At 60.0% G+C, this 25,193-nt stretch carries 30 protein-coding genes and 1 riboswitch; of the genes, 21 read left to right on the plus strand and 9 right to left on the minus strand.

Features of this window, described 5'->3' with window-relative positions:
- Window positions 1-50 precede the first annotated feature (50 nt).
- From BT199_RS06775 to hisC, 10 genes are all read left to right on the plus strand, one after another.
- On the plus strand, window positions 51-860 hold the full coding sequence (locus BT199_RS06775; RefSeq protein ID WP_003188590.1) for an ATP-binding cassette domain-containing protein: 810 nt from the start codon (window positions 51-53) through the stop codon (window positions 858-860).
- Window positions 860-1,657 carry a lipid asymmetry maintenance ABC transporter permease subunit MlaE gene (gene mlaE / locus BT199_RS06780; protein ID WP_003188592.1) on the plus strand — a complete coding sequence of 266 codons (798 nt, stop codon included), beginning with the start codon at window positions 860-862 and terminating at the stop codon, window positions 1,655-1,657. The genes BT199_RS06775 and mlaE overlap by 1 nt, the downstream gene beginning before the upstream one ends.
- Window positions 1,657-2,124, plus strand: coding sequence for an outer membrane lipid asymmetry maintenance protein MlaD (mlaD, locus tag BT199_RS06785; RefSeq protein ID WP_003188593.1), 468 nt, complete (start codon window positions 1,657-1,659; stop codon window positions 2,122-2,124). Before mlaE ends, mlaD begins: the two co-directional genes overlap by 1 nt.
- A gap of 11 nt (window positions 2,125-2,135) precedes the next feature.
- Window positions 2,136-2,783: an MlaC/ttg2D family ABC transporter substrate-binding protein gene (locus tag BT199_RS06790; protein ID WP_014716940.1), complete on the plus strand. Its 648-nt coding sequence runs from the start codon at window positions 2,136-2,138 to the stop codon at window positions 2,781-2,783.
- A complete protein-coding gene (locus tag BT199_RS06795; RefSeq protein ID WP_003188596.1) occupies window positions 2,780-3,085 on the plus strand; it encodes an STAS domain-containing protein in 306 nt (101 codons plus the stop codon). Before BT199_RS06790 ends, BT199_RS06795 begins: the two co-directional genes overlap by 4 nt.
- Window positions 3,086-3,199: 114 nt before the next feature.
- Complete coding sequence (locus BT199_RS06800; protein WP_003188597.1) at window positions 3,200-3,439, plus strand: BolA family protein; 240 nt, start codon at window positions 3,200-3,202, stop codon at window positions 3,437-3,439.
- A 23-nt stretch (window positions 3,440-3,462) separates the two neighbouring features.
- Window positions 3,463-4,728: a UDP-N-acetylglucosamine 1-carboxyvinyltransferase gene (murA, locus tag BT199_RS06805; protein WP_003188598.1), complete on the plus strand. Its 1,266-nt coding sequence runs from the start codon at window positions 3,463-3,465 to the stop codon at window positions 4,726-4,728.
- Between the two features lie 213 nt (window positions 4,729-4,941).
- Window positions 4,942-5,577 carry an ATP phosphoribosyltransferase gene (gene hisG, locus BT199_RS06810; RefSeq protein WP_003188599.1) on the plus strand — a complete coding sequence of 212 codons (636 nt, stop codon included), beginning with the start codon at window positions 4,942-4,944 and terminating at the stop codon, window positions 5,575-5,577.
- A 128-nt stretch (window positions 5,578-5,705) separates the two neighbouring features.
- Window positions 5,706-7,022 carry a histidinol dehydrogenase gene (gene hisD, locus BT199_RS06815; RefSeq protein WP_072434184.1) on the plus strand — a complete coding sequence of 439 codons (1,317 nt, stop codon included), beginning with the start codon at window positions 5,706-5,708 and terminating at the stop codon, window positions 7,020-7,022.
- Between the two features lie 3 nt (window positions 7,023-7,025).
- The gene (gene hisC, locus BT199_RS06820; RefSeq protein WP_014716942.1) at window positions 7,026-8,078 is read left to right on the plus strand and encodes a histidinol-phosphate transaminase; all 1,053 of its coding nucleotides are present in this window, start codon (window positions 7,026-7,028) and stop codon (window positions 8,076-8,078) included.
- Between the two features lie 127 nt (window positions 8,079-8,205).
- Here hisC and BT199_RS06825 read toward each other — a convergent pair whose 3' ends face one another.
- Window positions 8,206-9,480: a uracil-xanthine permease family protein gene (locus BT199_RS06825; protein WP_003188606.1), complete on the minus strand. Its 1,275-nt coding sequence runs from the start codon at window positions 9,478-9,480 to the stop codon at window positions 8,206-8,208.
- A 2-nt stretch (window positions 9,481-9,482) separates the two neighbouring features.
- Window positions 9,483-10,121: a uracil phosphoribosyltransferase gene (gene upp, locus BT199_RS06830; RefSeq protein WP_003188608.1), complete on the minus strand. Its 639-nt coding sequence runs from the start codon at window positions 10,119-10,121 to the stop codon at window positions 9,483-9,485.
- 164 nt (window positions 10,122-10,285) lie between these two features.
- Between upp and BT199_RS06835 the strand changes: the two genes are divergently transcribed.
- From BT199_RS06835 to BT199_RS06845, 3 genes are all read left to right on the plus strand, one after another.
- On the plus strand, window positions 10,286-10,843 hold the full coding sequence (locus tag BT199_RS06835; protein WP_003188610.1) for a hypoxanthine-guanine phosphoribosyltransferase: 558 nt from the start codon (window positions 10,286-10,288) through the stop codon (window positions 10,841-10,843).
- 3 nt (window positions 10,844-10,846) lie between these two features.
- On the plus strand, window positions 10,847-11,314 hold the full coding sequence (locus BT199_RS06840; protein ID WP_014716943.1) for a WbuC family cupin fold metalloprotein: 468 nt from the start codon (window positions 10,847-10,849) through the stop codon (window positions 11,312-11,314).
- A 99-nt stretch (window positions 11,315-11,413) separates the two neighbouring features.
- Window positions 11,414-11,701 (plus strand): PA4642 family protein, encoded by a 288-nt coding sequence (locus BT199_RS06845; RefSeq protein ID WP_003188614.1) that lies wholly within the window; start codon window positions 11,414-11,416, stop codon window positions 11,699-11,701.
- Window positions 11,702-11,810: 109 nt separating this feature from the next.
- On the opposite strand, the gene mqo is transcribed toward BT199_RS06845, so the two are convergent.
- Entirely contained in the window at window positions 11,811-13,319 is a 1,509-nt protein-coding gene (gene mqo, locus BT199_RS06850; RefSeq protein ID WP_014716944.1) for a malate dehydrogenase (quinone), read from the minus strand.
- Window positions 13,320-14,047: 728 nt separating this feature from the next.
- On the minus strand, window positions 14,048-14,281 hold the full coding sequence (locus tag BT199_RS06855; protein ID WP_014716945.1) for a hypothetical protein: 234 nt from the start codon (window positions 14,279-14,281) through the stop codon (window positions 14,048-14,050).
- Window positions 14,282-14,463: 182 nt separating this feature from the next.
- On the opposite strand from BT199_RS06855, the gene BT199_RS06860 reads away from it, so the two are divergent.
- The gene (locus BT199_RS06860) at window positions 14,464-15,048 is read left to right on the plus strand and encodes a YajG family lipoprotein (protein WP_072434185.1); all 585 of its coding nucleotides are present in this window, start codon (window positions 14,464-14,466) and stop codon (window positions 15,046-15,048) included.
- A gap of 59 nt (window positions 15,049-15,107) precedes the next feature.
- Here the strand turns inward: BT199_RS06860 and BT199_RS06865 are convergent, their stop codons facing one another.
- Complete coding sequence (locus tag BT199_RS06865; protein ID WP_014716947.1) at window positions 15,108-15,317, minus strand: hypothetical protein; 210 nt, start codon at window positions 15,315-15,317, stop codon at window positions 15,108-15,110.
- 182 nt (window positions 15,318-15,499) lie between these two features.
- Between BT199_RS06865 and BT199_RS06870 the strand changes: the two genes are divergently transcribed.
- A complete protein-coding gene (locus BT199_RS06870) occupies window positions 15,500-15,757 on the plus strand; it encodes a GNAT family N-acetyltransferase (protein WP_014716948.1) in 258 nt (85 codons plus the stop codon).
- Window positions 15,758-15,937: 180 nt separating this feature from the next.
- On the opposite strand, the gene BT199_RS06875 is transcribed toward BT199_RS06870, so the two are convergent.
- On the minus strand, window positions 15,938-17,101 hold the full coding sequence (locus BT199_RS06875; RefSeq protein WP_014716949.1) for a 1-acyl-sn-glycerol-3-phosphate acyltransferase: 1,164 nt from the start codon (window positions 17,099-17,101) through the stop codon (window positions 15,938-15,940).
- Between the two features lie 132 nt (window positions 17,102-17,233).
- Here BT199_RS06875 and BT199_RS06880 point away from each other — a divergent pair, with 132 nt between their 5' ends.
- From BT199_RS06880 to BT199_RS06895, 4 genes are all read left to right on the plus strand, one after another.
- Window positions 17,234-17,416 (plus strand): CPXCG motif-containing cysteine-rich protein, encoded by a 183-nt coding sequence (locus tag BT199_RS06880; protein ID WP_014716950.1) that lies wholly within the window; start codon window positions 17,234-17,236, stop codon window positions 17,414-17,416.
- A 32-nt stretch (window positions 17,417-17,448) separates the two neighbouring features.
- Window positions 17,449-17,709: a putative signal transducing protein gene (locus BT199_RS06885; RefSeq protein ID WP_014716951.1), complete on the plus strand. Its 261-nt coding sequence runs from the start codon at window positions 17,449-17,451 to the stop codon at window positions 17,707-17,709.
- 37 nt (window positions 17,710-17,746) lie between these two features.
- Complete coding sequence (locus BT199_RS06890) at window positions 17,747-18,367, plus strand: SOS response-associated peptidase (protein ID WP_014716952.1); 621 nt, start codon at window positions 17,747-17,749, stop codon at window positions 18,365-18,367.
- Between the two features lie 120 nt (window positions 18,368-18,487).
- On the plus strand, window positions 18,488-19,306 hold the full coding sequence (locus BT199_RS06895) for a M48 family metallopeptidase (protein WP_014716953.1): 819 nt from the start codon (window positions 18,488-18,490) through the stop codon (window positions 19,304-19,306).
- 231 nt (window positions 19,307-19,537) lie between these two features.
- Here the strand turns inward: BT199_RS06895 and BT199_RS06900 are convergent, their stop codons facing one another.
- The 3 genes from BT199_RS06900 to BT199_RS06910 all read right to left on the minus strand — a co-directional run bounded on the left by BT199_RS06900 (window position 19,538) and on the right by BT199_RS06910 (window position 22,376).
- Window positions 19,538-20,122 carry a TMEM165/GDT1 family protein gene (locus BT199_RS06900; protein WP_014716954.1) on the minus strand — a complete coding sequence of 195 codons (585 nt, stop codon included), beginning with the start codon at window positions 20,120-20,122 and terminating at the stop codon, window positions 19,538-19,540.
- 88 nt (window positions 20,123-20,210) lie between these two features.
- Window positions 20,211-20,330, minus strand: a riboswitch (yybP-ykoY riboswitch).
- 51 nt (window positions 20,331-20,381) lie between these two features.
- Window positions 20,382-21,380, minus strand: coding sequence for a class I SAM-dependent methyltransferase (locus BT199_RS06905; protein WP_072434186.1), 999 nt, complete (start codon window positions 21,378-21,380; stop codon window positions 20,382-20,384).
- A 30-nt stretch (window positions 21,381-21,410) separates the two neighbouring features.
- Window positions 21,411-22,376, minus strand: a complete 966-nt coding sequence (locus BT199_RS06910) for a 2-hydroxyacid dehydrogenase (protein ID WP_072434428.1) — start codon at window positions 22,374-22,376, stop codon at window positions 21,411-21,413.
- 84 nt (window positions 22,377-22,460) lie between these two features.
- On the opposite strand from BT199_RS06910, the gene BT199_RS06915 reads away from it, so the two are divergent.
- Both BT199_RS06915 and BT199_RS06920 read left to right on the plus strand, forming a co-directional pair.
- On the plus strand, window positions 22,461-23,093 hold the full coding sequence (locus BT199_RS06915; protein ID WP_014716957.1) for a LysE family translocator: 633 nt from the start codon (window positions 22,461-22,463) through the stop codon (window positions 23,091-23,093).
- A gap of 265 nt (window positions 23,094-23,358) precedes the next feature.
- Window positions 23,359-25,041, plus strand: coding sequence for a fatty acid--CoA ligase (locus BT199_RS06920; RefSeq protein WP_014716958.1), 1,683 nt, complete (start codon window positions 23,359-23,361; stop codon window positions 25,039-25,041).
- Window positions 25,042-25,193 lie beyond the last annotated feature (152 nt).

The raw sequence follows: 25,193 nt of genomic DNA on the forward strand, positions 1-25,193 counted from the left end.
AAGTCGCACACATGGTGTCTGAGTGAAAGGCTGCATCCCAAGGAGATTAGATGAGTGCCGATAACGCCTACGCGGTCGAGCTGAAGGGTCTTACCTTCAAGCGCGGGACGCGCAGCATCTTCAATAACGTCGATATTCGCATTCCTCGCGGCAAGGTCACGGGCATCATGGGGCCTTCCGGTTGCGGCAAGACCACCCTGTTGCGCCTGATGGGCATGCAGTTGCGCCCCAGTGCCGGGGAAGTGTGGGTCAACGGCCAGAACCTGCCGACGCTGTCGCGCAGCGATCTGTTCGATGCGCGCAAGCATATGGGCGTGCTATTCCAGAGCGGCGCGCTGTTTACCGACCTCGATGTGTTCGAAAACGTGGCCTTCCCGCTGCGGGTGCACACCCAGCTGTCCGATGAAATGATTCGTGACATCGTGTTGCTGAAACTGCAGGCCGTAGGCCTTCGCGGCGCCATCGACCTGATGCCGGACGAGTTGTCCGGTGGCATGAAGCGCCGTGTCGCCCTGGCGCGGGCCATTGCCCTCGACCCACAGATCCTCATGTATGACGAGCCATTCGTGGGGCAGGACCCGATCGCCATGGGCGTGTTGGTGCGCCTGATCCGCCTGCTCAACGATGCACTGGGAATCACCAGTATCGTGGTATCCCACGACCTGGCCGAAACCGCGAGCATTGCCGACTATCTGTATGTAGTCGGTGATGGCCAGGTGCTGGGGCAGGGTACGCCTGAAGAGTTGATGAACGCCGATAACCCGCGCATTCGCCAATTCATGACCGGCAACCCCGATGGCCCGGTGCCTTTTCACTTTCCGGCGGCGGACTACCGCTCAGATCTTCTGGGGAAGCGCTGATGCGCAAGACATCTCTTATCGAGAAGGTTCGCCTTTTCGGTCGTTCGGGCATCGACATCGTCGAAGTGCTGGGGCGTTCGACCATTTTCCTGTTTCACGCCTTGCTGGGGCGCGGCGGCATCGGCGGCGGCTTTGGCCTGCTGGTCAAGCAACTGCACTCGGTGGGGGTGATGTCCCTGGTGATCATCGTGGTCTCCGGCGTGTTCATCGGCATGGTGCTGGCCCTGCAGGGTTTCAATATCCTGTCCAGCTACGGCTCGGAGCAGGCGGTAGGGCAGATGGTGGCCCTGACCCTGTTGCGTGAGCTTGGCCCGGTGGTCACCGCCTTGTTGTTCGCTGGGCGTGCGGGCTCGGCGTTGACCGCTGAAATCGGCAATATGAAGTCCACCGAGCAGCTGTCCAGCCTGGAAATGATCGGCGTGGACCCGCTCAAGTACATCGTTGCCCCGCGCCTGTGGGCCGGCTTCATTTCCCTGCCACTGCTGGCAATGATCTTCAGCGTGGTGGGTATCTGGGGTGGTTCGTGGGTGGCGGTTGACTGGCTGGGGGTCTACGACGGCTCCTACTGGGCCAACATGCAAAACAGCGTGACCTTCACCGGTGACGTGCTCAACGGCATCATAAAGAGCATCGTCTTTGCCTTTGTGGTGACCTGGATTGCCGTATTCCAAGGCTATGACTGTGAGCCCACTTCAGAGGGGATCAGCCGTGCCACTACCAAGACCGTTGTATACGCCTCGCTGGCGGTACTGGGCCTTGACTTCATTTTGACCGCCTTGATGTTTGGAGATTTCTGATGCAAAACCGCACTGTAGAAATCGGTGTCGGCCTTTTCTTGCTGGCTGGCATCCTGGCTTTACTGTTGCTGGCCCTGCGAGTCAGCGGCCTTTCGGCCAGCCCTACCGCCGATACCTATAAACTTTACGCGTACTTCGACAATATCGCCGGTTTGACGGTCAGATCCAAAGTGACCATGGCCGGTGTCACCATCGGCAAGGTCACGGCAATCGATCTGGATCGCGACAGCTTTACCGGTCGGGTAACGATGCAACTGGACAAGAAGGTAGATAATCTGCCAACTGACTCCACGGCATCTATCCTCACTGCGGGTTTGCTGGGCGAGAAGTACATCGGGGTCAGCGTGGGTGGGGAAACAGCCCTGCTCAAGGATGGTTCGACCATCCACGACACACAGTCGTCGCTGGTGCTTGAAGACCTGATCGGGAAATTTTTGCTCAATACGGTCAATAAAGACGCTAAATGAGGAATCTGTTCATGATCTCTACCTTGCGACGTGGCCTGCTGGTACTGCTTGCAGCATTGCCGATGATGGCCAACGCGGCAGGTTCTGCCCACGATTTGGTGCAGGATACCACCAGCAAAATGCTGGCTGACCTCAAGGCTAATAAAGAACAGTACAAGCAAGACCCTTCCAAGTTCTACAACGCGCTCAACACGATCGTTGGCCCTGTGGTCGATGCTGAAGGCATCTCCAAAAGCATCATGACGGTCAAGTATTCGCGCAAGGCTACGCCTGCACAGATGCAGACGTTCCAGGAAAACTTCAAGAAGGGTCTGTTCCAGTTCTACGGCAACGCTCTGTTGGAATACAACAACCAGGGCATTATCGTTGATGCGCCCAAGGACGAGTCGGGCGACCGTGCTGAAGTCGGGATGAAAGTCTCCGGCAGCAATGGCGCCGTGTACCCTGTGTCCTACACCCTGACGAAGATCAACGGTGAGTGGAAACTGCGTAACGTGATCATCAACGGTATCAACATCGGCAAGCTGTTCCGTGATCAGTTCGCCGACGCGATGCAGCGCAATGGCAACGATCTGGACAAGACCATCAACGGTTGGGCCGGTGAAGTGGCCAAGGCCAAGGAAGAAACCGATAAAGCTGCCGGGAAGCCTGCGCAATGACCGAGTCGGCTGTTCGTATCGGCGACGCCGGCGAGCTGTTCCTCAGCGGCGTGCTGGATTACCGCACCGGGCCTGACCTGCGCAAGCAGGGCCAGGCGCTGATCAAGGCCAGCAAGGCGCCAGAGCTGGTGCTTGATTGCTCGGCGGTGACCAAGTCCAGCAGCGTCGGCCTGTCGTTGTTGCTGTGCTTCATGCGTGATGCCGAGGCGGCGAAAAAACCGGTCAGTATCCGTGCGTTGCCGGAAGACATGCGCGAAATTGCCGAAGTTTCCGGTTTGACCGAGCTACTGGCGCATCCTTAATACACATTGTTAAAGAAGCCCCCCGTCAGAGTCCTGCTATGCGGGGTTCGCAGGCGCGGGGCTTTTTTGTATGATGTGCGACCCGTGCGCACTGGGCGCCGATAGAGGTTGAGCATGCAGGCCCTAGAAGTTAAGAGCTTCCTTGAAGGAAAGCTGCCTGAAACGACTGTAGAAGTCGAAGGCGAAGGCTGCAATTTCCAGCTGAACGTGATTAGCGATGAACTGGCGGCATTGAGCCCGGTCAAGCGTCAGCAGCAGATCTATGCCCATTTGAACCCATGGATCACCGATGGCAGCATCCATGCGGTCACTATGAAATTTTTCAGCCGCGCGGCCTGGGCCGAGCGCACCTGAGCCCCCAAGGCGTCGAGATTCTTATGGATAAATTGATTATTACCGGCGGTGCCCGCCTTGATGGCGAGATTCGCATTTCCGGTGCGAAAAACTCCGCCTTGCCGATCCTGGCAGCGACCCTGCTGTGCGATGGCCCGGTGACTGTGGCCAACCTGCCGCACCTGCACGACATCACCACCATGATCGAGCTGTTCGGTCGCATGGGCATTGAGCCGGTGATCGACGAGAAGCTGGCCGTCGAAATTGACCCACGTACCATCAAGACCCTGATTGCCCCGTACGAACTGGTGAAAACCATGCGTGCGTCGATCCTGGTGCTGGGCCCGATGGTTGCCCGTTTCGGCGAAGCCGAAGTAGCCTTGCCTGGCGGTTGCGCCATTGGTTCGCGTCCGGTCGACCTGCACATCCGTGGCCTTGAGGCCATGGGCGCAGTCATCGACGTCGAAGGCGGCTACATCAAGGCCAAGGCGCCGGAAGGCGGCCTGCGCGGCGCGAACTTCTTCTTTGATACCGTCAGCGTCACCGGTACCGAGAACATCATGATGGCCGCTGCCCTGGCCAACGGTCGCAGCGTGTTGCAGAACGCCGCACGCGAGCCGGAAGTGGTCGACCTGGCCAACTTCCTCAACGCCATGGGCGCCAAAGTTTCCGGCGCTGGCACTGACACCATCACTATTGATGGTGTAGAGCGTCTGCACACCGCCACCTACAAAGTCATGCCTGACCGCATCGAGACCGGTACCTACCTGGTTGCCGCTGCCGTGACCGGTGGCCGTGTGAAGGTCAAGGACACCGATCCGACCATCCTGGAAGCCGTCCTGGAAAAACTCAAGGAAGCCGGCGCAGAGATCACCACCGGCGAAGACTGGATCGAGCTGAACATGCACGGCAAGCGGCCAAAAGCCGTCAACGTGCGTACCGCTCCGTACCCGGCGTTCCCGACCGACATGCAAGCGCAGTTCATCTCCTTGAACGCGATTGCCGAAGGCACCGGTGCTGTGATCGAGACCATCTTCGAAAACCGCTTCATGCACGTGTATGAACTGCACCGCATGGGCGCCAAGATCCAGGTCGAAGGCAACACCGCCATCGTCACCGGGATCGACAAGCTCAAGGGCGCGCCAGTAATGGCAACCGACCTGCGTGCCTCGGCCAGCCTGGTAATCTCGGCACTGTGCGCCGAAGGTGACACCCTGATCGACCGCATCTACCACATAGACCGTGGTTACGAGTGCATCGAAGAGAAACTGCAGATGCTCGGCGCGAAGATTCGCCGCGTACCGGGCTAGTCCCCGCTGCCCTGTAGGAGCGAGCTTGCTCGCGAAGGCCTCATGTGCACCGCGTTGACTCTGAATAAACGCGTTATCGTTGACGTTCTTCGCGAGCAAGCTCGCTCCTACAAACACTGGTTTGTTTCAAATCGAGGCTGTCATGGCCTCGATCTGTGTCTGGCGCCGTTTGCGACCGGACAGCAATAGCCTGATGAAGGACTGACATTTCCCATGTTGACCATCGCACTGTCCAAGGGCCGCATCCTTGACGACACGTTGCCGCTTCTGGCTGAAGCGGGCATCGTGCCGACCGAGAATCCGGACAAGAGCCGCAAGCTGATCATCCCCACGACCCAGGACGACGTGCGCCTGCTGATCGTGCGGGCTACCGACGTGCCGACCTACGTTGAACATGGCGCCGCCGACCTGGGTGTTGCCGGCAAGGACGTGCTGATGGAATACGGTGGCCAGGGCCTGTACGAGCCTCTGGACCTGCGCATCGCCCTGTGCAAGCTGATGACCGCTGGCCGCGTGGGTGATGTCGAGCCCAAGGGCCGCCTGCGGGTCGCCACCAAGTTCGTCAACGTTGCCAAGCGCTATTACGCCGAACAAGGCCGTCAGGTCGATATCATCAAGCTCTACGGCTCCATGGAGCTGGCACCGCTGATCGGGCTGGCCGACAAGATCATCGACGTGGTCGACACCGGCAACACCCTGCGCGCCAACGGTTTGGAGCCCCAGGATTTTATCGCTGACATCAGCTCCCGCCTGATCGTCAATAAAGCATCGATGAAGATGCAGCACGCCCGTATTCAGGCGTTGATCGACACCCTGCGCAAGGCAGTGGAGTCTCGACACCGCGGTTGACTCACCCGCGTAGCTGAAGAGCTGCGCCCGTCTATCCGCCTCATAGCCAGAATTCTCAGGTGCCCAAGCGGAAACGACTGCTAGTTTAGGGCGCCTGAGTTTTTGCCAATTCTATTGAGGCCCTCGCTATGACCACGTCCACTGCAATTGCCCGACTCAACGCTGCCGACCCGGATTTCGCCCATCATCTGGATCATCTGCTGAGCTGGGAAAGCGTGTCTGACGACTCGGTCAACCAGCGGGTGCTCGACATCATCAAGGCCGTGCGTGAGCGCGGTGATGCTGCGCTGGTGGATTTCACCCGCCAGTTCGACGGCCTGGACGTGCAGTCCATGGCTGACCTGATCCTGCCGCGTGAACGCCTGGAGCTGGCGCTGACGCGCATCACCGCACCGCAGCGCGAAGCCCTCGAAGTCGCTGCGGCGCGGGTACGCAGCTATCACGAAAAGCAGAAGCAGGACTCCTGGAGCTACACCGAGGCCGACGGCACTGTGCTGGGCCAGAAGGTCACGCCACTGGACCGCGCCGGTCTGTACGTGCCGGGCGGTAAGGCGTCGTATCCATCCTCGGTGTTGATGAATGCGATCCCGGCCAAAGTCGCAGGTGTGACCGAAGTGGTCATGGTGGTGCCGACCCCGCGAGGCGAAATCAACGAGTTGGTGCTGGCTGCCGCCTGCATCGCCGGTGTGGACCGTGTGTTCACCATCGGTGGCGCCCAAGCCGTTGCAGCGCTGGCCTATGGCACCGAAAGCGTGCCGAAGGTCGACAAAGTGGTCGGCCCCGGCAATATCTACGTCGCCACCGCCAAACGCCATGTGTTTGGCCAGGTCGGTATCGACATGATCGCCGGTCCTTCGGAAATCCTCGTGGTGTGTGACGGCCAGACCGACCCGGACTGGATCGCCATGGACCTGTTCTCCCAGGCGGAGCACGATGAAGACGCCCAGGCGATCCTGGTCAGCCCCGATGCCGAGTTCCTCGACAAGGTCGCCGCCAGCATCAATAAGCTGCTGCCGACCATGGAGCGTGCCGAGATTATCGAGAAGTCGATCAACGGCCGTGGTGCGCTGATTCTGGTGAGTGACATGGAGCAGGCCATTGAAGTGGCCAATCGCATCGCACCGGAGCACCTTGAGCTGTCCGTAGCGGACCCACAGGCCTGGTTGCCATCGATCCGTCACGCTGGGGCGATCTTCATGGGCCGTCACACCAGCGAAGCCCTGGGCGACTATTGCGCCGGCCCCAATCACGTGTTGCCAACCTCCGGCACTGCGCGTTTCTCGTCGCCGCTGGGGGTGTACGACTTCCAGAAGCGCTCGTCGATTATCTTCTGCTCGCCACAAGGCGCTTCCGAGCTGGGCAAGACCGCCTCGGTGCTGGCCCGTGGTGAATCCCTCAGCGCGCACGCACGCAGCGCTGAATACCGCATCGTCAAGGGAGCGTAAGGCATGAGCAAATTCTGGAGCCCTTTCGTCAAGGACCTGGTGCCTTACGTACCCGGTGAGCAACCGAAGCTGACCAAACTGGTCAAGCTCAACACCAACGAAAACCCCTACGGCCCATCCCCCAAGGCGCTGGCGGCAATGCAGGCCGAGTTGAACGACAACTTGCGCCTGTACCCGGACCCCAACAGCGACCTGCTCAAGCAGGCCGTGGCCAGGTATTACGGGATCGATGCCGGCAAGGTGTTCCTCGGCAACGGTTCTGACGAAGTCCTGGCGCACATCTTCCATGGCCTGTTCCAGCACGATCTGCCGCTGCTGTTCCCGGATATCAGCTACAGCTTCTACCCGGTGTACTGCGGCCTGTACGGCATTACGTTCGACGCGGTGTCACTGGACGAACAGTTCCAGATTCGGGCCGCTGACTATGCCAGGCCCAACGGCGGGATCATCTTCCCCAACCCTAACGCGCCCACCGGCTGCGTACTGGCGCTGGACGCGGTGGAGCAGATCCTCAAGGCCAGCCCGGACTCGGTGGTGGTGGTCGATGAAGCCTATATCGACTTCGGCGGCGAAACTGCCATCAGCCTGGTCGACCGTTACCCGAACCTGCTGGTGACCCAGACCCTGTCCAAATCGCGCTCACTGGCCGGTTTGCGTGTGGGCCTGGCTGTGGGCCACCCAGACCTGATCGAGGCGCTGGAGCGGGTCAAGAACAGCTTCAACTCCTACCCGTTGGATCGGTTGGCGATTGTTGGCGCGGCGGCCGCGTTTGACGACCGTGAATACTTTGAGAAAACCTGCCAGTGGGTGATCGACAGCCGCAACCAGGTCGTCGCGCAATTGGAAGCGAAGGGATTCGAGGTATTGCCATCGGCAGCGAACTTCATCTTCGCCCGTCACCCGCGGCATGACGCTGCAGGGCTGGCCGCCAAGTTGCGTGAGCAAGGGGTGATCGTGCGGCACTTCAAGCAGGAGCGGATTGCCCAGTTCCTGCGGATCAGCATCGGGACGCCGGAGCAGAACCAGGCGCTGATCGACGGGCTCGGTGAGCTCTAACAGACGCTGAAAATCAAATGTGGGAGCTGGCTTGCCTGCGATGACGGTGTAACAGTCGACCTATCTGTCGTTTGATACACCGCTATCGCAGGCAAGCCAGCTCCCACACTGATTTGCGTTTAGTCAGTTACAGCAGCGGCTCATCCGGCTTCTTGTTCTTCCAGCCATCATTGCCCGGTAGCAGCAAGTTCAAACCAATTGCCACCACCGCACACAGGGCGATGCCCTTGAGGCCGAAATCATCCGGGCCGGTGCCGGTACCCACCAGCACACCGCCAATCCCGAACACCAACGTTACCGACACAATCACCAGGTTGCGCGCCTCGCCCAGGTCGATCTTGTGGCGAATCAGCGTGTTCATCCCCACCGCGGCAATCGAGCCGAACAGCAGGCACAGAATCCCGCCCATCACCGGCACCGGGATGCTCTGCAGCAGCGCGCCGAACTTGCCGATGAACGCCAGGCTGATGGCAAACACTGCCGCCCAGGTCATGATTTTCGGGTTGTAGTTCTTGGTTAGCATCACGGCGCCGGTCACTTCGGCGTAGGTGGTGTTCGGCGGGCCGCCAAACATGCCGGCAGCCGTGGTGGCGATACCGTCACCCAGCAGCGTGCGATGCAGGCCAGGCTTTTTCAGGTAATCGCGGCCGGTCACGCTGCCTACCGCAATCACACCCCCGATATGCTCGATCGCCGGGGCCAGTGCTACCGGGACGATAAACAGGATCGCCTGCCAGTTGAACTCCGGCGCCGTGAAGTGGGGCAGGGCGAACCAGGGGGCGGCGGCGATTTTCGCCGTGTCGACCACACCAAAGTAGAACGACATGGCAAAACCCACCAGCACGCCGGAAATGATCGGCACCAGGCGGAAAATGCCCTTGCCGAACACCGCCACGATCAAAGTGGTAAGCAGCGCTGGCATCGAGATCAGCATCGCCGTCTGATAGTGGATCAGCTCTGCACCGTCGCCAGACTTGCCCATGGCCATGTTGGCGGCAATCGGCGCCATGGCCAGGCCGATCGAGATAATCACTGGGCCAATCACCACGGGCGGCAGCAGCCGGTCGATAAAACCGGTGCCCTTGACCTTCACGGCCAGTCCCAGGAACGTATAGACGAAACCCGCCGCCATCACGCCGCCCATGGTCGCCGCCAGGCCGAACTGGCCCTTGGCGAGAATGATCGGGGTGATGAACGCGAAGCTCGATGCCAAAAATACCGGCACCTGCCGCCCTGTCACCACCTGGAACAACAACGTGCCCAGGCCTGCGGTAAACAGCGCGACGTTTGGATCAAGACCTGTGATCAGCGGCATCAACACCAACGCGCCAAATGCTACGAAGAGCATTTGTGCGCCAGACAGGATCTGGCGCCAAAGCGGGTCGTTGAATTCATCCTGCATGCTCACGCGTCCTTCTGCTTGGTGCCGAAGATCTTGTCACCGGCATCGCCCAGGCCCGGGATAATGTAGCCGTGTTCATTCAGGCGCTCATCGATGGATGCGGTGTAGATCTGTACATCCGGATGGGCCTTCTCGACGGCGGCGATGCCTTCTGGCGCGGCCACCAGCACCATGGCGCGGATGTCCCGGCAACCGGCTTTTTTCAGCAAGTCGATGGTGGCGACCATGGAACTGCCGGTGGCGAGCATCGGGTCGATGATCATGGCCAGGCGTTCGTTGATTTCCGGGACGAGTTTCTCCAGGTAGGTGTGGGCCTGCAGTGTTTCTTCATTGCGGGCTACGCCCACGGCGCTGACCTTGGCGCCCGGGATCAGGCTGAGTACACCTTCGAGCATACCGATACCGGCACGCAGGATAGGGACGACGGTAATTTTCTTACCGGCGATTTTCTCCACTTGTACGGGACCAGCCCAACCGGGGATCTCGTAGGTTTCCAGGGGCAAATCCTTGGTGGCTTCGTAAGTGAGCAACGCTCCGACTTCCTGAGCAAGCTCACGGAAGTTCTTCGTGCTAATGTCGGCACGGCGCATAAGGCCGAGTTTGTGTCGGATCAGCGGGTGGCGGATCTCGCGAGTGGGCATAGGAAAGGCTCCGGCGGCGGGCAAAAAAACCGGCCTAGATTAATCTATCCGAGGGTGTTGTCCTATAGACATCAAGTACGTTAGTCCATAAAGGCTTGATTGGAGCGCACGAGAAGCGTACCTTCGCCCGCTTTTCTTGCCACAGCACCCCCTTGGAGAGCGCCATGTCTGCTGATCTCGAGCATATCCGTCAAATCATGCACGAGGCTGACTGCCTGTACACCGAAGCGCAAGTCGAAGCAGCGATCGCCAAGGTTGGCGCGCACATCACCCGCGAAATGGCCGACACCAACCCGGTGGTCTTCTGCGTGATGAACGGTGGCCTGATCTTCGCCGGTAAATTGCTGACTCACCTGCAGTTCCCGCTGGAAGCCTCTTACCTGCACGCCACCCGCTATCGCAATGAGACCAGCGGCGGCGACTTGTTCTGGAAGGCCAAGCCGGAAGTGTCGTTCATCGACCGCGATGTGTTGATCATCGATGACATTCTCGATGAAGGTCACACCCTGGGCGCTATCATCGATTTCTGCAAACATGCCGGCGCACGCAAAGTGCACACCGCCGTGCTGATCGACAAAGACCACGACCGCAAGGCGCGCCCAGAGCTGAAAGCCGACTTTGTCGGGTTGCCGTGCGTCGACCGTTATATCTTCGGGTATGGCATGGACTACAAGGGCTACTGGCGTAATGCCAATGGCATCTACGCCGTTAAAGGAATGTAATCGATGGCCCGCTTTCTTGATCAGACGCTGTTTGCCGAGTTGGCCGAGAAAGCGGCCGCCAATCCCCGTGGTCGTCAAAACGTTAACTTCCATGAGATGCAAGAGCCTTGTCATCGCATGGCCGTCGGTTTGCAGCCCAGCACCTATGTACAGCCTCACCGTCACCTGAGTGCCGATAAGGCGGAGACGTTGCTGGTGCTCAAAGGGCGTCTGGGAATCCTGATTTTCAGCGAGACGGGGGAAGTGTTGAGCAAGCGTGTGTTGGAAGCGGGCGGGGAATGCCAGGGCGTCGACCTGTCGCCCGGCGTGTTCCATGGCCTGGTAGTGCTTGAGCCGGACAGCGTGATGTTTGAGTGCAAGGCTGGCCCTTACCGCGCTGTGGGTGAGGGTGAGCTGGCCGACTGGGCTCCCCGTGAAGGCGAGGCAGGTATGGCTGAATATCATCGCTGGATGCTTGCCCAGTTCGACTGAGCAAGCCCCGTCCCACATTGCTTTCTCACCGCTTTCGAAGCCGGCGTCGCGCAGGTAGACTTCAAGCCCCGTGTAAATGTCTGCAGGCTGGAGTCGGTAATGCGTAAAGATAAGAAACAGGTGATTGGCGACGAAATCGGTGACGACCAGATCAAGTTGTTCCTGGACTTCGAGCCGGTTGATGCGACGTCGCCGTCCCTGCACAAACTGATCAAGGCCTATCGCGGCCTGCGTATCGACGACTTCGAGCGTTTCCTGGGCTTTTTCAAAGAAGCAGGCCTGGACCTGGACGGCAAGGACGAGCATGGCCAGACCTTCGTCGACCTGATCAAAGACCAGCGCAACGCCGCCGAATACATCGAGCTGATCGACAACGCCCGCGGCTGATTATCCGAGCCACAAAAAAACGCCCCGGCCTCATGAGAGGCCGGGGCGTTTCGCGCTCGTTCCCACGCTCTGCGTGGGAATGCATTCTGTGACGCTCTGCGTCACGACCTCACGCGTAGCTTTCAGCCTCGTTGCTTTGCTCCACCAGCTCCAGGCTGATGTTGTTCTGCGTGTTGAGCTTGCGATACAGCTCGGCGTCCGTCTCCAGCACTTTCTCGCGTGCCGGGAAGATCTCATGCAGCTTGGTAGCCCACTCACCGGCGGCTTTCTCCGGGAAGCAGCGCTCGATCAGCTCCAGCATGATCGAGACCGTGACCGAAGCACCAGGAGACGCGCCCAGCAGTGCCGCAAGCGAACCGTCCTTGGCCGCGACCAGTTCGGTGCCGAACTGCAGCACGCCGCCTTTCTTCGGGTCTTTCTTGATGATCTGCACGCGCTGGCCGGCCACTTCCAGGCGCCAGTCTTCGGCTTTCGCCTCGGGGTAGAAGCGACGCAGGGATTCCAGGCGCTGTTCCATGGACTGGCGCACTTCGCTGACCAGGTACTTGGTCAGGTCCATGTTGTCGCGGGCCACGGCCAGCATTGGGCCGATGTTGCCGGCGCGAATCGACATCGGCAGGTCAAGGAACGAGCCGTGCTTGAGGAACTTGGTGGTGAAACCGGCGTATGGCCCGAACAGCAGGGATTTCTTGCCATCCACCACGCGGGTGTCCAGGTGCGGCACGGACATCGGCGGCGAGCCCACGGCAGCCTGGCTGTAGACCTTGGCCTGGTGCTGCTTGACCACTTCCGGGTTGTCGCAACGCAGCCACTGGCCGCTCACCGGGAAGCCGCCGAAGCCTTTGCTCTCTTCGATGCCCGAAGCCTGCAGTAACGGCAGCGCCGCACCGCCAGCGCCGAGGAACACGAACTTGGCATCGACGTCGCGGCTGTTACCGCTGTTGACGTCCTTGATGCTCACGGTCCAGCCTGCGCCGTTGCGCTTGAGGCCGGTTACGCGCTTGCAGTACTTGACCTGGGCGTCTGGCGAACTGGTCAGGTGGCTGAGCAGCTGATTGGTCAGGGCGCCAAAGTTGACGTCGGTGCCGTTCATCACGCGGGTGGCGGCGATTTTTTCGTCGAGCGGGCGGCCCGGCATCATCAACGGCATCCACTCGGCCATTTCGCTGCGGTCTTCGGTGTAGTGCATGTCCGAAAACGCGTGGTGCTGGCTGAGGGTCTCAAAGCGCTTCTTGAGGAAGGACACGCCTTTGTCGCCCTGCACGAAGCTCAGGTGCGGCACTGGGCTGATGAACGACTTGGACGAGCCAAAGGTGCCTTTCTTGGTCAGGTAAGCCCAGAACTGCTTCGACACCTCGAACTGGGTGTTGATGTGCACGGCTTTCTTGATGTCGATGGAACCATCGGCGGCCTGTGGCGTGTAGTTCAGCTCACACAGCCCGGCATGGCCGGTGCCGGCGTTGTTCCACGGGTTGGAACTCTCCGCGGCACCCGAGTCCATCAGCTCAACGACTTCCAGCGTGAGGCTGGGGTCGAGCTCTTTGAGCAGTACGGCCAGGGTGGCACTCATGATGCCGGCCCCTACCAGTACTACGTCGACTGCTTCGTTATGCGCCATTTAACGCGTCTCCAAAATCTGCAGCACCAAATTGACGGCATGGCTGCCAGGAGTGACGGGGCGATTCACGTGTTGCCCCAGGTTACCCATGGCCAGGATCGCCATGTCCGTTTCGCAATTCTTTGCAACTTCAGCACACGCTTCCTGCCGGGCTAATCTGCCTATGAACGCATTCATGGGCGCCTGTGGCAATTCGACTTATGGTCAAAGCGTGCGATTCGTGCAACCAATCCGTAGCGGACAGGCTCAAGCTCCGGTTTTTGAGGCGTGCTCGATCCTGTGTAATTGGGCTGACCCAGACGCTGATGGTGCTTGTACAAACGCCAAACTATTCATTTGCTCGCCACACTCTTGTGAAGTTGTGAAAACCCGTTTTTTCACGCTCTTTTGAAGACGTGAACCTCAAAAAAGGGCTGCCCCAGCCTGGCACCTGGCCCGTAAACCTCTGCCGACACGCGGCAAAACGGGCAAACAACTCAAGTGGCCGAGCGCAATGGCAGCTCTGGCAGATTCGATAAAAGACGGGGTGGTTTGCAAAGGAAACAGCAAGCACGCCAGCTTCACTCGATCTGTGTGGGCGGCTCTCTGTGGGCGATTTTGGGGGCTAATGCCTGGGCATTAACGATGCTGCGGGGCCCGATCAGGAGACGTCCTTATAATCGGGGGGAGATTGTAGCGAAGAACGCCAAGGAAATGGGCGTGTTTTATGACTTTTATTCGGGTCCCGGTCAGGAGGCCAACGCTTGCCGATGTTGTGCGCGAAAAACCTGCGGGCTGACCCGGGCGCTGGCCGGCAGTGGGCGGTGCATCCAGCCCAGGTGAGTCTCGGTCACTTCCACCCAGCCTTCACCGACGGGCGGCAGGCTGCACTGCTTGAATGCCTGGCAATGGCCTTTGGCATCGAGCAAGGCAAAGTGACGATGGCGGGTGTGTGACATGAACAGGGTCTTGAGAAGGCGCATGGCTGTGTACCTGGTGTGTTACATGCTTGAAGGTTGCCAGTGTGGCATGACACTGGGGTGACGAATTTATGCGAATTTGTAATTTGCACCGGGGCTTCAGTCGTCGTTCAGGATCGCTGGTGAGTGGCGCGCGTGCACCGTTATACTGGCGACCTGTCTGCACCTAGTCCTGGAGAAATGCGATGTTGCAACGCCTGTTGTTCGGTTTGATCACTGTGACCAGTTTGACCCTTGTCGGCTGCGCCAACAGCCCGCAACAACTCAGCCCGCAACCTAAAGTCACTGCGCCGTTGGCTGCGGTAGGCCATGGCCAGCCGGTGTCGGTGCGCGTGGTCGACGGTCGTCCGTCGCCGACCCTGGGCTCGCGTGGCGGCCTGTACCCTGAGACCGCACTGATTTCGGTGACCGGCCAGGATGTGCTGCCCAAGTTGCAGGCCCAGGCTGAAGCTGCTGTGCGTTTGTTGGGCTTTACGCCGACCAACTCGCCAGGCGTACCACAACTGACCGTGACCCTGGCCGAGCTTAAATACCAGTCGCCCAAAGACGGCCTGTATGTGACCGAGGCTTCCATCGGCGCCACCTTCAAGTCTGACGTCAATGCCGGCACCCGCCGTTACAGTGGCCGCTACGCCGCCTCGCTCAACCAGCGTTTCGGCATGTCGCCCAACCAGGAAACCAACACCAAGCTGGTCAGCGACGTGCTCAGCGATGCCCTGACCCGCCTGTTCAAAGACCCAAGCATCGGTCAACTGCTCAGCGCGCAGTAAGCCGCTCACAAAAAACCGGGCTCATCGCTGTGCCCGGTTTTTTTATGCCTGTGGTTTTGTCATGCCGCCGTATCGACATAAAAATCCAGCATGCTCACGCCGGTGAGCACATCCAGCTCCGGCAGATCGGCATGCTGGTGCCCGCCGAGGGCGCAATACACCAGCCAATGGCGGTCCTGAACGTTGAACGCGAGGCTGCCGATCAGCGCCTCCTGTTCATCGCTCTGGGCGATCAGATACAGCCGATCCTGGTTTTGCGCATGCAACATGACAAGCTCCTCAAGCGTCGAAGGGCAACAGAGTGGCTTGTTAAGGTGACGTTCAGGTGACGGCGTAAATTACTGGATACATTAGCCGTCCATGGGGAAGGAGCATTTAAGGCGCAGGAGGCGACTGTCGTTCAGGTGTGTACCTGGACTGATACCCGAACACTGGTTCACCGAGGTTTGCGATGGCGCTGCCCGCACTGCTCATTAATATTGTTGCCCTGTTGGTTGCCTGCTCGGGCGCCTGGGTGCTGTTCATCACCCGCCTGCATGCACAGCGTGCGATGGCCGACCTGGCCCTGCGCAGCGAAGAGCGCGCTATCGACCAGCCGATGCTGTTTCTGGATACACGCACCGAACGGGCGCATCGCCTGGCGTACCGCGTCGGTTTTGCTTGCCTTGGCCTGGCCCTGGCCATCTCCTGGCTCAGCACCCACTTCTAATTCCACTGCAAAACCAAATGTGGGAGCGGGCTTGCCCGCGAAGGCGGTGTATCAGCCGCTGAATCTTTAACTGACCCACCGCTATCGCAGGCAAGCCAGCTCCCACACTGGCCATGTACTGCCCACAGAATCAGCGCCTGCCCCATATCCCCTGTGGGCTCACATATTTGGGTTGGGTGTTTATAGAGGGATCCCAGCCTTGACTCGGTATTGGTTGCGTACCGGCGTCGCATACTGCACCACCAGATAAGGCCGGTGCTCCGCCGGGCACTCGTTCAAGCGCCGCTCCCATTCCGCCTTGGCCTTGGCCAGCTCATCGGCCGGGAATACGTCCGCCGCCTTGGGCACCTGCAATTGCGGGTCGGCGTCACTCCACTGCGCATATGCCAGGTAGTGCACCGGGAACAACCGATAGCCGCCCAGGATCTGCCGGTCCATTTCCACGGCCAGCAGCTTGGTGTCTTCGAAACGCTCGGTGATCGGCGGCGCAAAGTTCACGTGCACCCGGCCTTTATAGCCGGTAATGCCCAGGGCAATGCTCACATCATCCTCGCCCGGTGCCTTGCTGTAGGTACCGGTGGTGGCGCGGATATACAACTCGCGGGCTTTGGCGGCATCGCAAGGGTCGTACTCGTAGCTGATGGACACCGGCGTCAGGTTCAACGACTGGATGACCTCGGCAAATGGCTCGTCCTTGCGGCTGACGTGGAACATCTTGAGGATCGCCGATTCGGTACGGTCATCGCCATCCTTGGCCCGGCCTTCAGCCTGGGCAATCCAGATCGACTGGCAGTCGTTGCGGATCGAATGGTTGATGTAGGCCGACAGCAAGTTGTAAGCCGCCATCTTCTCCTTTCGCCCGGTGATCGAACGGTGCACGATGAAGCTCTTGTTCAAGCGCATCAGGTCGCTGACAAACGGCTTTTGCAGCAGGTTGTCGCCGATGGCGATGCGCGGCGTCGGCAGGCCGGCGTGGTACACGGCGTAGTTGACGAAGGCCGGATCCATCACGATGTCGCGGTGGTTGGCCAGGAACAGGTAGGCGGTGCCGGATTTCAGTTGCTCGACGCCGGTATAGGTCACGCCGTCGGTCGCCCGGTCAATGGTGTGGTCAACGTAGTACTCGACCTTGTCCTGCAGCGTGGCCACGGTGGTGACGCCAGCGAACTCACGGCGCAGTTTGCGCGCGATCATTGGCTTGAGCAGCCAGCCCAGGGCGCCTGCAAAGCGCGGGAAGCGGAAGTGGGTCAGGATGTCCAGAAAGGCCTTGTCACTGAACAGGCGCGCCAGCACTGCCGGGACTTCGCTGTCGTTGTAAGGTCGGATGGTATCGAATTCGCCCATCATGCTCTCTTGTTAGAAACGGCTAGGGTAAGTAAAAGGAAATGTCAGGGTGCGGTCCGAATAAGGGGCCGGCCAAGAATAGCCCTGTAAATAGACCGGCGATTATACGCACAAGTCACCTGGGAGACTGCGATGCTCGAAACTGCGCTGTACGATTGTCCTTATTGTGGCGAAGAGGTCGAGACAACGGTGGATTTGTCCGGTGGTGACCAGACCTATATAGAAGACTGCCAAGTGTGTTGCCGGCCGATCACATTCGACCTGCAAGTTCATGGTGAAGAGTGGATGCTTGAAACTCGCAGCGAAAATGAATAATGCGCAGCGGGAACGAATAAAAAGGTACGCCCATGCAGCGAGTCTACGAACCGGAAAACCTGATGGAGGGCGAGTTGCTGCAGCAGATGCTTGCCAGTGAAGGCATCGAGGCGCATCTGGTGGGGCGCCACCTGCTCGGCGGCACGGGCGAGTTGCCGATCTTCGGCTTGCTGGGGCTGGAGGTCGATAACGATCAGGCGGCTGTTGCCCGCGAGCTGATCACTGCCTATATCGGCGCGCAACCGTTGCCCGGCGACGAACCCGACAGCTTCCCCGACGTATTGGTCTGTTAGGCTGTCGGTCGGTTTACCCCAAGAGTCGTGTTGCCCCATGTGTGGACGTTATGCCCTGTTTCGCTGGAACCCTGCCTTTGCTGCCTTGCCCGGCTTCCCCGCGGATCAGCAGGCCCAGTGGAACATTTCCCCCAATGATTCGGTACTGATCCAGCGCCTGAGCGAAGGCCAGCTCACCCTGGCGCGTGCCCGTTGGGGCCTTACGCCGCCTTGGCTGACAGACCTGTCGCGTACCCCAGCCCATGCCCGCGCCGAAACCCTGGCCGAACAACCGATGTTCCGTGAAGCGTTCCGCCAGCGCCGCTGCCTGCTGCCGGCCAACGGTTTCTACGAATGGCGCGGCACCCAGCGCAAGCGCCCGTATTGGCTCACGCCGGGGGAGGGCTCCACGTTGTTCTTTGCCGCAGTGTGGGAAGCGTATCCGGTGCAGGAGCAGGTATGGCTGAGTACGGCGGTGGTTACCCAAGCGGCGCAAAGTCAGCGCCGGCCATTGATCCTGGACGCGGCAGCGCAGGCCGCCTGGCTCGACCCCGAGACACCGCTGCATGTATTGCAGAGCCTGCTGGCGGCTGAGCCTGCCGTGCTGCGCGAGCGGGTGCTGGCCAATATGGTCAACGATCCGAAGCTCAATGGGCCCGAGTGCCTGACCCCGGCGTGAGCTTTGCCAGTCCGGTCGCGTTCGGATGTATCTGAAATTCAGCGGTTAAACGTCTGGTGTATCTGGCGCAGATACCAATGACCGCCTACGATACGCGCCATGTTTTCAGGGAGCGTGTTCATGAAGAAGTCATTGGTGGTAAGCGGTTTGGTTGCAGCGATGCTGCTGGCGGGTTGTCAGTCGGTCAATACCACCAGCGGCGGCGCCGTTGGGGTGGAGCGCAAGCAGTACATGTTCAGCATGCTGTCGAGCCAGGAAGTCGACCAGATGTATGCCCAGTCTTATCAGCAGACCCTGGGTGAAGCCAGCAGCAAAGGGGTGTTGGACAAGACCAGCGCCAACGCCAAGCGCGTGCAGGCCATTGCCAAGCGCCTGATCGCCCAGGCTCCGACTTTCCGCGCGGATGCGGCCCAGTGGAACTGGGATGTGAACCTGATCAAAAGCGATGAGATGAACGCCAACTGCGGGCCTGGCGGCAAGATCCTGGTGTACAGCGGCTTGATCGACAACCTCAAGCTCACCGATGACGAACTGGCCGCCGTGATGGGCCATGAAATCGCCCACGCCTTGCGTGAGCACGGCCGAGAAGCCATGTCCAAGGCTTACGGTATCCAGATGGCCAAGCAGGGCGCCGGGGCAATATTCGGTCTCGGCCAGGACAGCCTGGCACTGGCCGATACCGTGGCCAACTACGGCATGACCTTGCCCAACAGCCGCAGCAATGAAAACGAAGCCGACCTGATCGGCCTGGAACTGGCCGCCCGCGCTGGTTACAACCCGAACGCGGCCATCACCTTGTGGAACAAGATGGCCAAGGCTTCGGAAGGCGCACCGCCGGAATTCATGAGCACGCACCCGGCTTCCGACAGCCGCATCGCGTCCTTGCAGGCGGCGATTCCGAAGGTAATGCCGCTCTACCAGCAGGCCAAGAAGTCCTGATCGGCGCCCTGTGGCAGCGAGTTCGCTCGCGAATGCGGTGTTGCAGTGACTCATTCAGTGACTGATACCTCGCCTTCGCGGGCAAGCCCGCTCCCACAGGGTCCTATGCCAGGTGCTGATTCTGGACCACTGTGGGAGCTGGCTTGCCTGCGATAACGCCCGTTCAGCAACAGATTCAGTGACTGATACGCCGCTATCGCGGGCAAGCCCGCTCCTCCCGCCCTGATCGGTTTACAGCCAGCCGCTGCTCTGCATGGCCTTGTACACCGCAATAATCGCCAGCACGAAGAACGCCGTAGCCGCCAAGCGACGAATCAAGGTCAGCGGCAGTTTCTCCGCGGCAAAATTCCCCGCCAGCACCACCGGTACGTTGGCAATCAGCATGCCCAGGGTGGTACCGATAATCACCAGCCACAATTCCGGGTATTGCGCCGCCAGCATCACCGTGGCGATCTGGGTCTTGTCACCGATTTCGGCGAGGAAGAACGCAATCAAGGTGGTCAGGAAGGGCCCGAACTTACGGGTGGTACTGGCTTCGTCATCATCGAGTTTGTCCGGCACCAGGGTCCACAGCGCCGTGGCGCAGAAGCTCGCGGCGAGGATCCAGTGCAGCACCGCATCCGAGAAGAAACTCCCGAACCAGGCGCCCACGGCACCGGCCGCCGCATGGTTGGCCAGGGTCGCGGCGACGATACCGGCGATGATCGGCCAGGGCTTGCGAAAGCGCGCAGCAAGGATGAGTGCGAGCAGTTGCGTCTTGTCGCCGATTTCGGCCAAGGCAACGATTGCGGTAGGAACGAGTAGTGAATCCAGCATCAGGTAGTTTCCAGGGGCGGGTCGACACGGCTATGACACGTACAGCCTTCCCGCCCCGGGTAAGGTGTGCGTGTCATAGGTCTTGTCAAACCCCGGTCCGTCTGTGCGGACTCCTGGGTCGCATACGCCATGGTCTGCTGACCAAGTATGTTGACGTATGCCGGACGAGCATGGCGCTCGTGGGAGACTACTCCCCTAGGACGCTGCGGATTCTGCCTAGGCAAAACCCATTCGGCAAGCGTTCTTTTTCAAACCTCCGTCAGGGACGCTTGGCGCGGTAAATGCGAAAACCATTGCCTTCGGCCTTGATTGCGCAGATGCCCAAATGCTCTTCGATCAGTGGCTGGTACTTCAGGAAACTATTGGCGACCAGGCGAAGTTCGCCACCTTTTGCCAGGTGTTTCGCCGCTTTTCGCAGCAGGTTCTCCGTGGCGAAATAATCGGTGTGCACGCCGACATGGAACGGCGGATTGCTCAAAATCGCGTTCAAACCCATGGGCGCGGCGTCGATGCCGTCACCGGTCAACACATCAGCTTCCAGGCCGTTCGCTGCCAGCGTCAGGCGACTGCTGGCGGCGGCGAAGGCATCCACATCCAGCATCGTCACGGTGTTATGCGGGTAGCGGCGTTTGACCGCAGCCCCCAACACCCCGGCGCCGCAACCGAAATCGAGCAGGTTGCCGCTGGGCAGCTTGTCCAAGTGCTCCAGCAACAACTCGGTGCCGCGGTCCAGGCGACCATGGCTGAACACCCCTGGCAAGCTCACCACCTTCAGCGGGCCTTCGGCCAGCGGTACGTCGAAGACCTGTGCCAGGCTCTCAAGCTCCACGGCGTGCGGCGCGTTGGCGACGGTGACCTGCCACAGCTGGCAATGCCGTGCACTATCGAGCTTGCGCGGTTTGCCGAACGGAACCATCTGTTTGGCGGCGCTTTCGATACCCCCCTTTTTCTCGCCCACCAGAAACAGCTCAGCGCCAGGCAGGCGCGCGGCCACGGCGTTGAGCAGGTAGTCGGTGAGGTCTTTGGACTTGGGCAGGAAAATCACCGCCGCATCAAAGGCGCGCTCGGGCACCGTCACGCCAAACTGGCTGCGCTCTGCGAAGCGCGCATCGAGCGCCGCTTGGTCACCGGCATGCCAGCACCAGCCGTGGGCATTGGGCAGGCGCCCAAGCAAATCGTCGGCAGGCAAACCTACGAGCAGCAGGTTGCCTTGAAAAAATTCGGCCTGGCGAAGCAGTACTTCACTGCGCGGATCCATAGTCTGCTCCTTGAAAAGGGGCGCAGTTTATCAACTGACGACGCGCAGCGGGGCGCCGTTGAAAAAGCCCTGGGCGTTTTCCGTGAGCTGGCCGACGATGCGCTGCCGCGCTTCGCGACTGCCCCAGGCGTTGTGGGGCGTGACGATCAAGCGTGGAATGTTTCCCGCCAGCAGCGGATTACCAGTGACTGGCGGCTCGACACTCAACACGTCAGTCGCGGCGCCGCCAAGATGACCACTGCGCAGCGCGTCGGCCAGGGCCTGTTCATTGATCAAGCCACCGCGTGCGGTGTTGACGATAAACGCGCCGGGCTTGAGCTGCGCCAGTTCACGGGCGCCGATAAAGTCGCGGGTGTGTTCATTGAGTGGGCAATGCAGGGTCAGCGCATCGACCTGGGTCAGCAATTCGTCCAGCGGCACACGGTCGGCGCGGGCAGGGCGCCCAGGTATCGCGCCGAGCACCACGCGCATGCCGAACGCTTCAGCCAGGCGTGCCACGGCACTGCCCAATTCACCGTGGCCGAGCAGGCCGAGGGTTTTGCCTTCCAGTTCGACGATCGGATGGTCCAGCAGGCAAAACTGTTTGGCCTGCTGCCATTTGCCAGCGGCCACATCCTGTTGATAGTCCTTCAAGCGCGTGGCGAGGTTGAGCAGCAGCATGATCGTATGTTGTGCCACCGACGGCGTGCCATAGCCCTGGCAGTTGCTCACGGTGATGCCGTGGGCGCGGGCCGCTTCAAGGTCGATATTGTTGGTGCCAGTGGCCGATACCAGGATCAGTTTGAGCTCGGGGCAGGCGGCCAGGGTTTGCGCCGTGAGCGGGATTTTATTGCTGATGGCGACTTGGGCGCCCTGCAAGCGCTCCAGCACATTTTCTTGCGTGGTCTGTTCAAACAACTGAAGCTGGCTGAAGCAGTCATGCAAACCGCTGAGGTCGAGGTCGCCCAAGTCCAGGGAAGGGTGGTCGAGGAAGACGGCGCGGCGATTGTTCATGATCAACTGTACCTTTTGCGACGAGGTTCGAAGGCGTAATCTGCCGAGCCTATCAGATGAAATAATCAGTTACTTAATGGAGTGAGCATGTACGTCGCCGAGTTTTTGACCGTAGCCTTGATTCACTTGTTGGCAGTGGCGAGCCCCGGCCCGGATTTCGCCGTGGTGGTGCGTGAAAGCGTGACCCACGGCCGCCGTGCCGGAACCTGGACGGCCTTGGGCGTCGGTTCGGCGATTTTCCTGCATGTGGGTTACTCGTTGCTGGGTATCGGCTTGATCGTGTCCCAGTCTATTGTGCTGTTCAATGCGTTGAAGTGGGCCGCAGCCGCGTACCTGCTGTACATCGGCTTCAAGGCCCTGCGCGCTCAGCCGGCCAAGCCTGCGGCCGAGGGCGAGCTGCACCGTGAAGCGGGCGAGCGCACTCCACGCGGCGCGTTTACCGCAGGCTTTGTGACCAATGGCTTGAACCCCAAGGCCACGCTGTTCTTCCTGTCGCTGTTCACCGTGGTGATCAACCCCCACACACCGCTGGCGGTACAGGCTGGTTACGGTGTGTACTTGGCGGTGGCCACGGCCCTGTGGTTTTGCCTGGTGGCCATGTTGTTCAGCCAGCAGCGCGTGCGCGCCGGGTTTGCAAAGATGGGTCATTGGTTTGATCGGACCATGGGCGCGGTGTTGATTGCCATCGGGGTGAAGCTGGCCTTTACCAGCATGAAATAATCACTTTTCTCAAGTGAGCACAATCCAGATGTGGGAGCGGGCTTGCTCGCGAATGCGGTGCTTCAGTCAAAGATATACCGGCTGACACTCCGCATTCGCGAGCAAGCCCGCTCCCACATTGGGTCTCATTAGGTCCTCGGTAATGGCGTAACGCTAGCATTTACTGGCCCCTGCAAATCATTCCTTTGGCTGATTTGGCTGAAACATAAGCGCTCTACAGTGCAGGTCTTCAAGCCAAGACCGTGCAGTCATTAAAGGGATTCTTATGTTGCAGACCCGTGTTATCCCGCCCGCCGAAGGTGCGTACCAGTACCCGCTGTTGATCAAGCGCCTGTTGATGTCCGGGACTCGCTACGAGAAGACCCGGGAAATTATCTACCGCGACAAGCTGCGCTACAGCTACCCGACGCTGATCGAGCGCGTTGCGCGCCTGGCCAATGTGCTGACCGAAGCCGGGGTCAAGGCTGGTGATACTGTGGCGGTGATGGACTGGGACAGCCACCGTTACCTGGAGTGCATGTTCGCCATCCCGATGATCGGCGCGGTGATTCACACCATCAACGTGCGCCTGTCGCCAGAACAGATTCTGTACACCATGAACCACGCCGAAGACCGCTTTGTGCTGGTCAACAGTGAGTTCGTGGGGCTCTACCAGGCCATTGCCGGGCAGCTCACCACCGTCGACAAGACCTTGTTGATTACCGATGGTGACACCCTCACCGCCGAGCTACCCAACCTGGTGGGTGAGTATGAAACCCTGCTGGCCGCGGCCAGCCCCATCTATGACTTCGAGGATTTCGACGAAAACTCGGTCGCCACCACCTTCTACACCACCGGCACCACCGGTAACCCCAAGGGCGTGTACTTCACCCACCGGCAACTGGTGCTGCACACCATTGGCGTGGCGACCATCATGGGCAGCGTCGACAGTGTGCGCCTGCTGGGCACCAACGATGTGTATATGCCGATCACGCCGATGTTCCACGTACACGCCTGGGGCTTGCCGTATGTGGCGACCATGCTCGGGCTCAAACAGGTGTACCCCGGCCGCTACGACCCCGAATACCTGGTGGAACTGTGGCGCAAGGAGAAGGTGACGTTCTCCCACTGTGTGCCGACCATTCTGCAAATGGTGCTCAACGCCAAGGCTGCGCAGAACGTGGATTTCGGCGGCTGGAAAATCGTCATCGGCGGCAGCGCCCTCAACCGTTCGCTGTATGAAGCTGCCAAGGCTCGTGGCATTCAGCTGACCGCTGCGTATGGCATGTCCGAGACCGGGCCGCTGGTGTCCTGCGCTCACCTCAATGATGAGCTGATGGCCGGCAGCGAAGATGAGCGCACCACCTACCGCATCAAGGCCGGTGTGCCGGGCCCGTTGGTCGAGGCGGCAATCATGGACACCGACGGTCGTTTCCTACCCGCCGATGGCGAAACCCAGGGCGAACTGGTGCTGCGCGCGCCGTGGCTGACCGAGGGTTACTACAACGAGCCGCACAAGGGCGCCGAGCTATGGGCCGGTGGCTGGCTGCACACCGGTGATGTGGCCACGCTGGATGCCTTCGGTGTGATTGATATCCGCGACCGCATCAAGGATGTGATCAAGACCGGCGGCGAATGGATCTCTTCCCTGGCACTCGAAGATCTGGTCAGCCGCCACCCGGCGGTACGGGAAGTGGCGGTGGTGGGCATTGCCGATCCGCAATGGGGCGAGCGGCCCTTCGCCTTGTTGGTGGTGCGTGAAGGGCATGTGATCGATGCGCGAGAGCTCAAGGAACACCTCAAGCCTTTTGTCGAGCTGGGCCATTTGAGCAAGTGGGCGATCCCGAGCCAGATCGCCGTTGTTACTGAAATTCCCAAGACCAGTGTCGGCAAACTCGACAAGAAACGTATACGTGTCGACATCATCGAATGGCAGGCCAACAACAGCACGTTCCTGTCCACGCTCTAAACCCTCTCGCCGCGCCCGTTCGGGCGCGGCAATGCTCTATATCAAGCCTTTACTTGTGATTTGCCGAATTTCAGCCATCCTTCCCGCGTCGACCTTCGTCGGCGTGGCGAGAGGGTTGTGGCAGACAGGTTGGTGATGCAAATCACACTTTA

Source organism: Pseudomonas sp. NFR02 (assembly GCF_900119375.1).
Taxonomy (GTDB): domain Bacteria; phylum Pseudomonadota; class Gammaproteobacteria; order Pseudomonadales; family Pseudomonadaceae; genus Aquipseudomonas; species Aquipseudomonas paracarnis.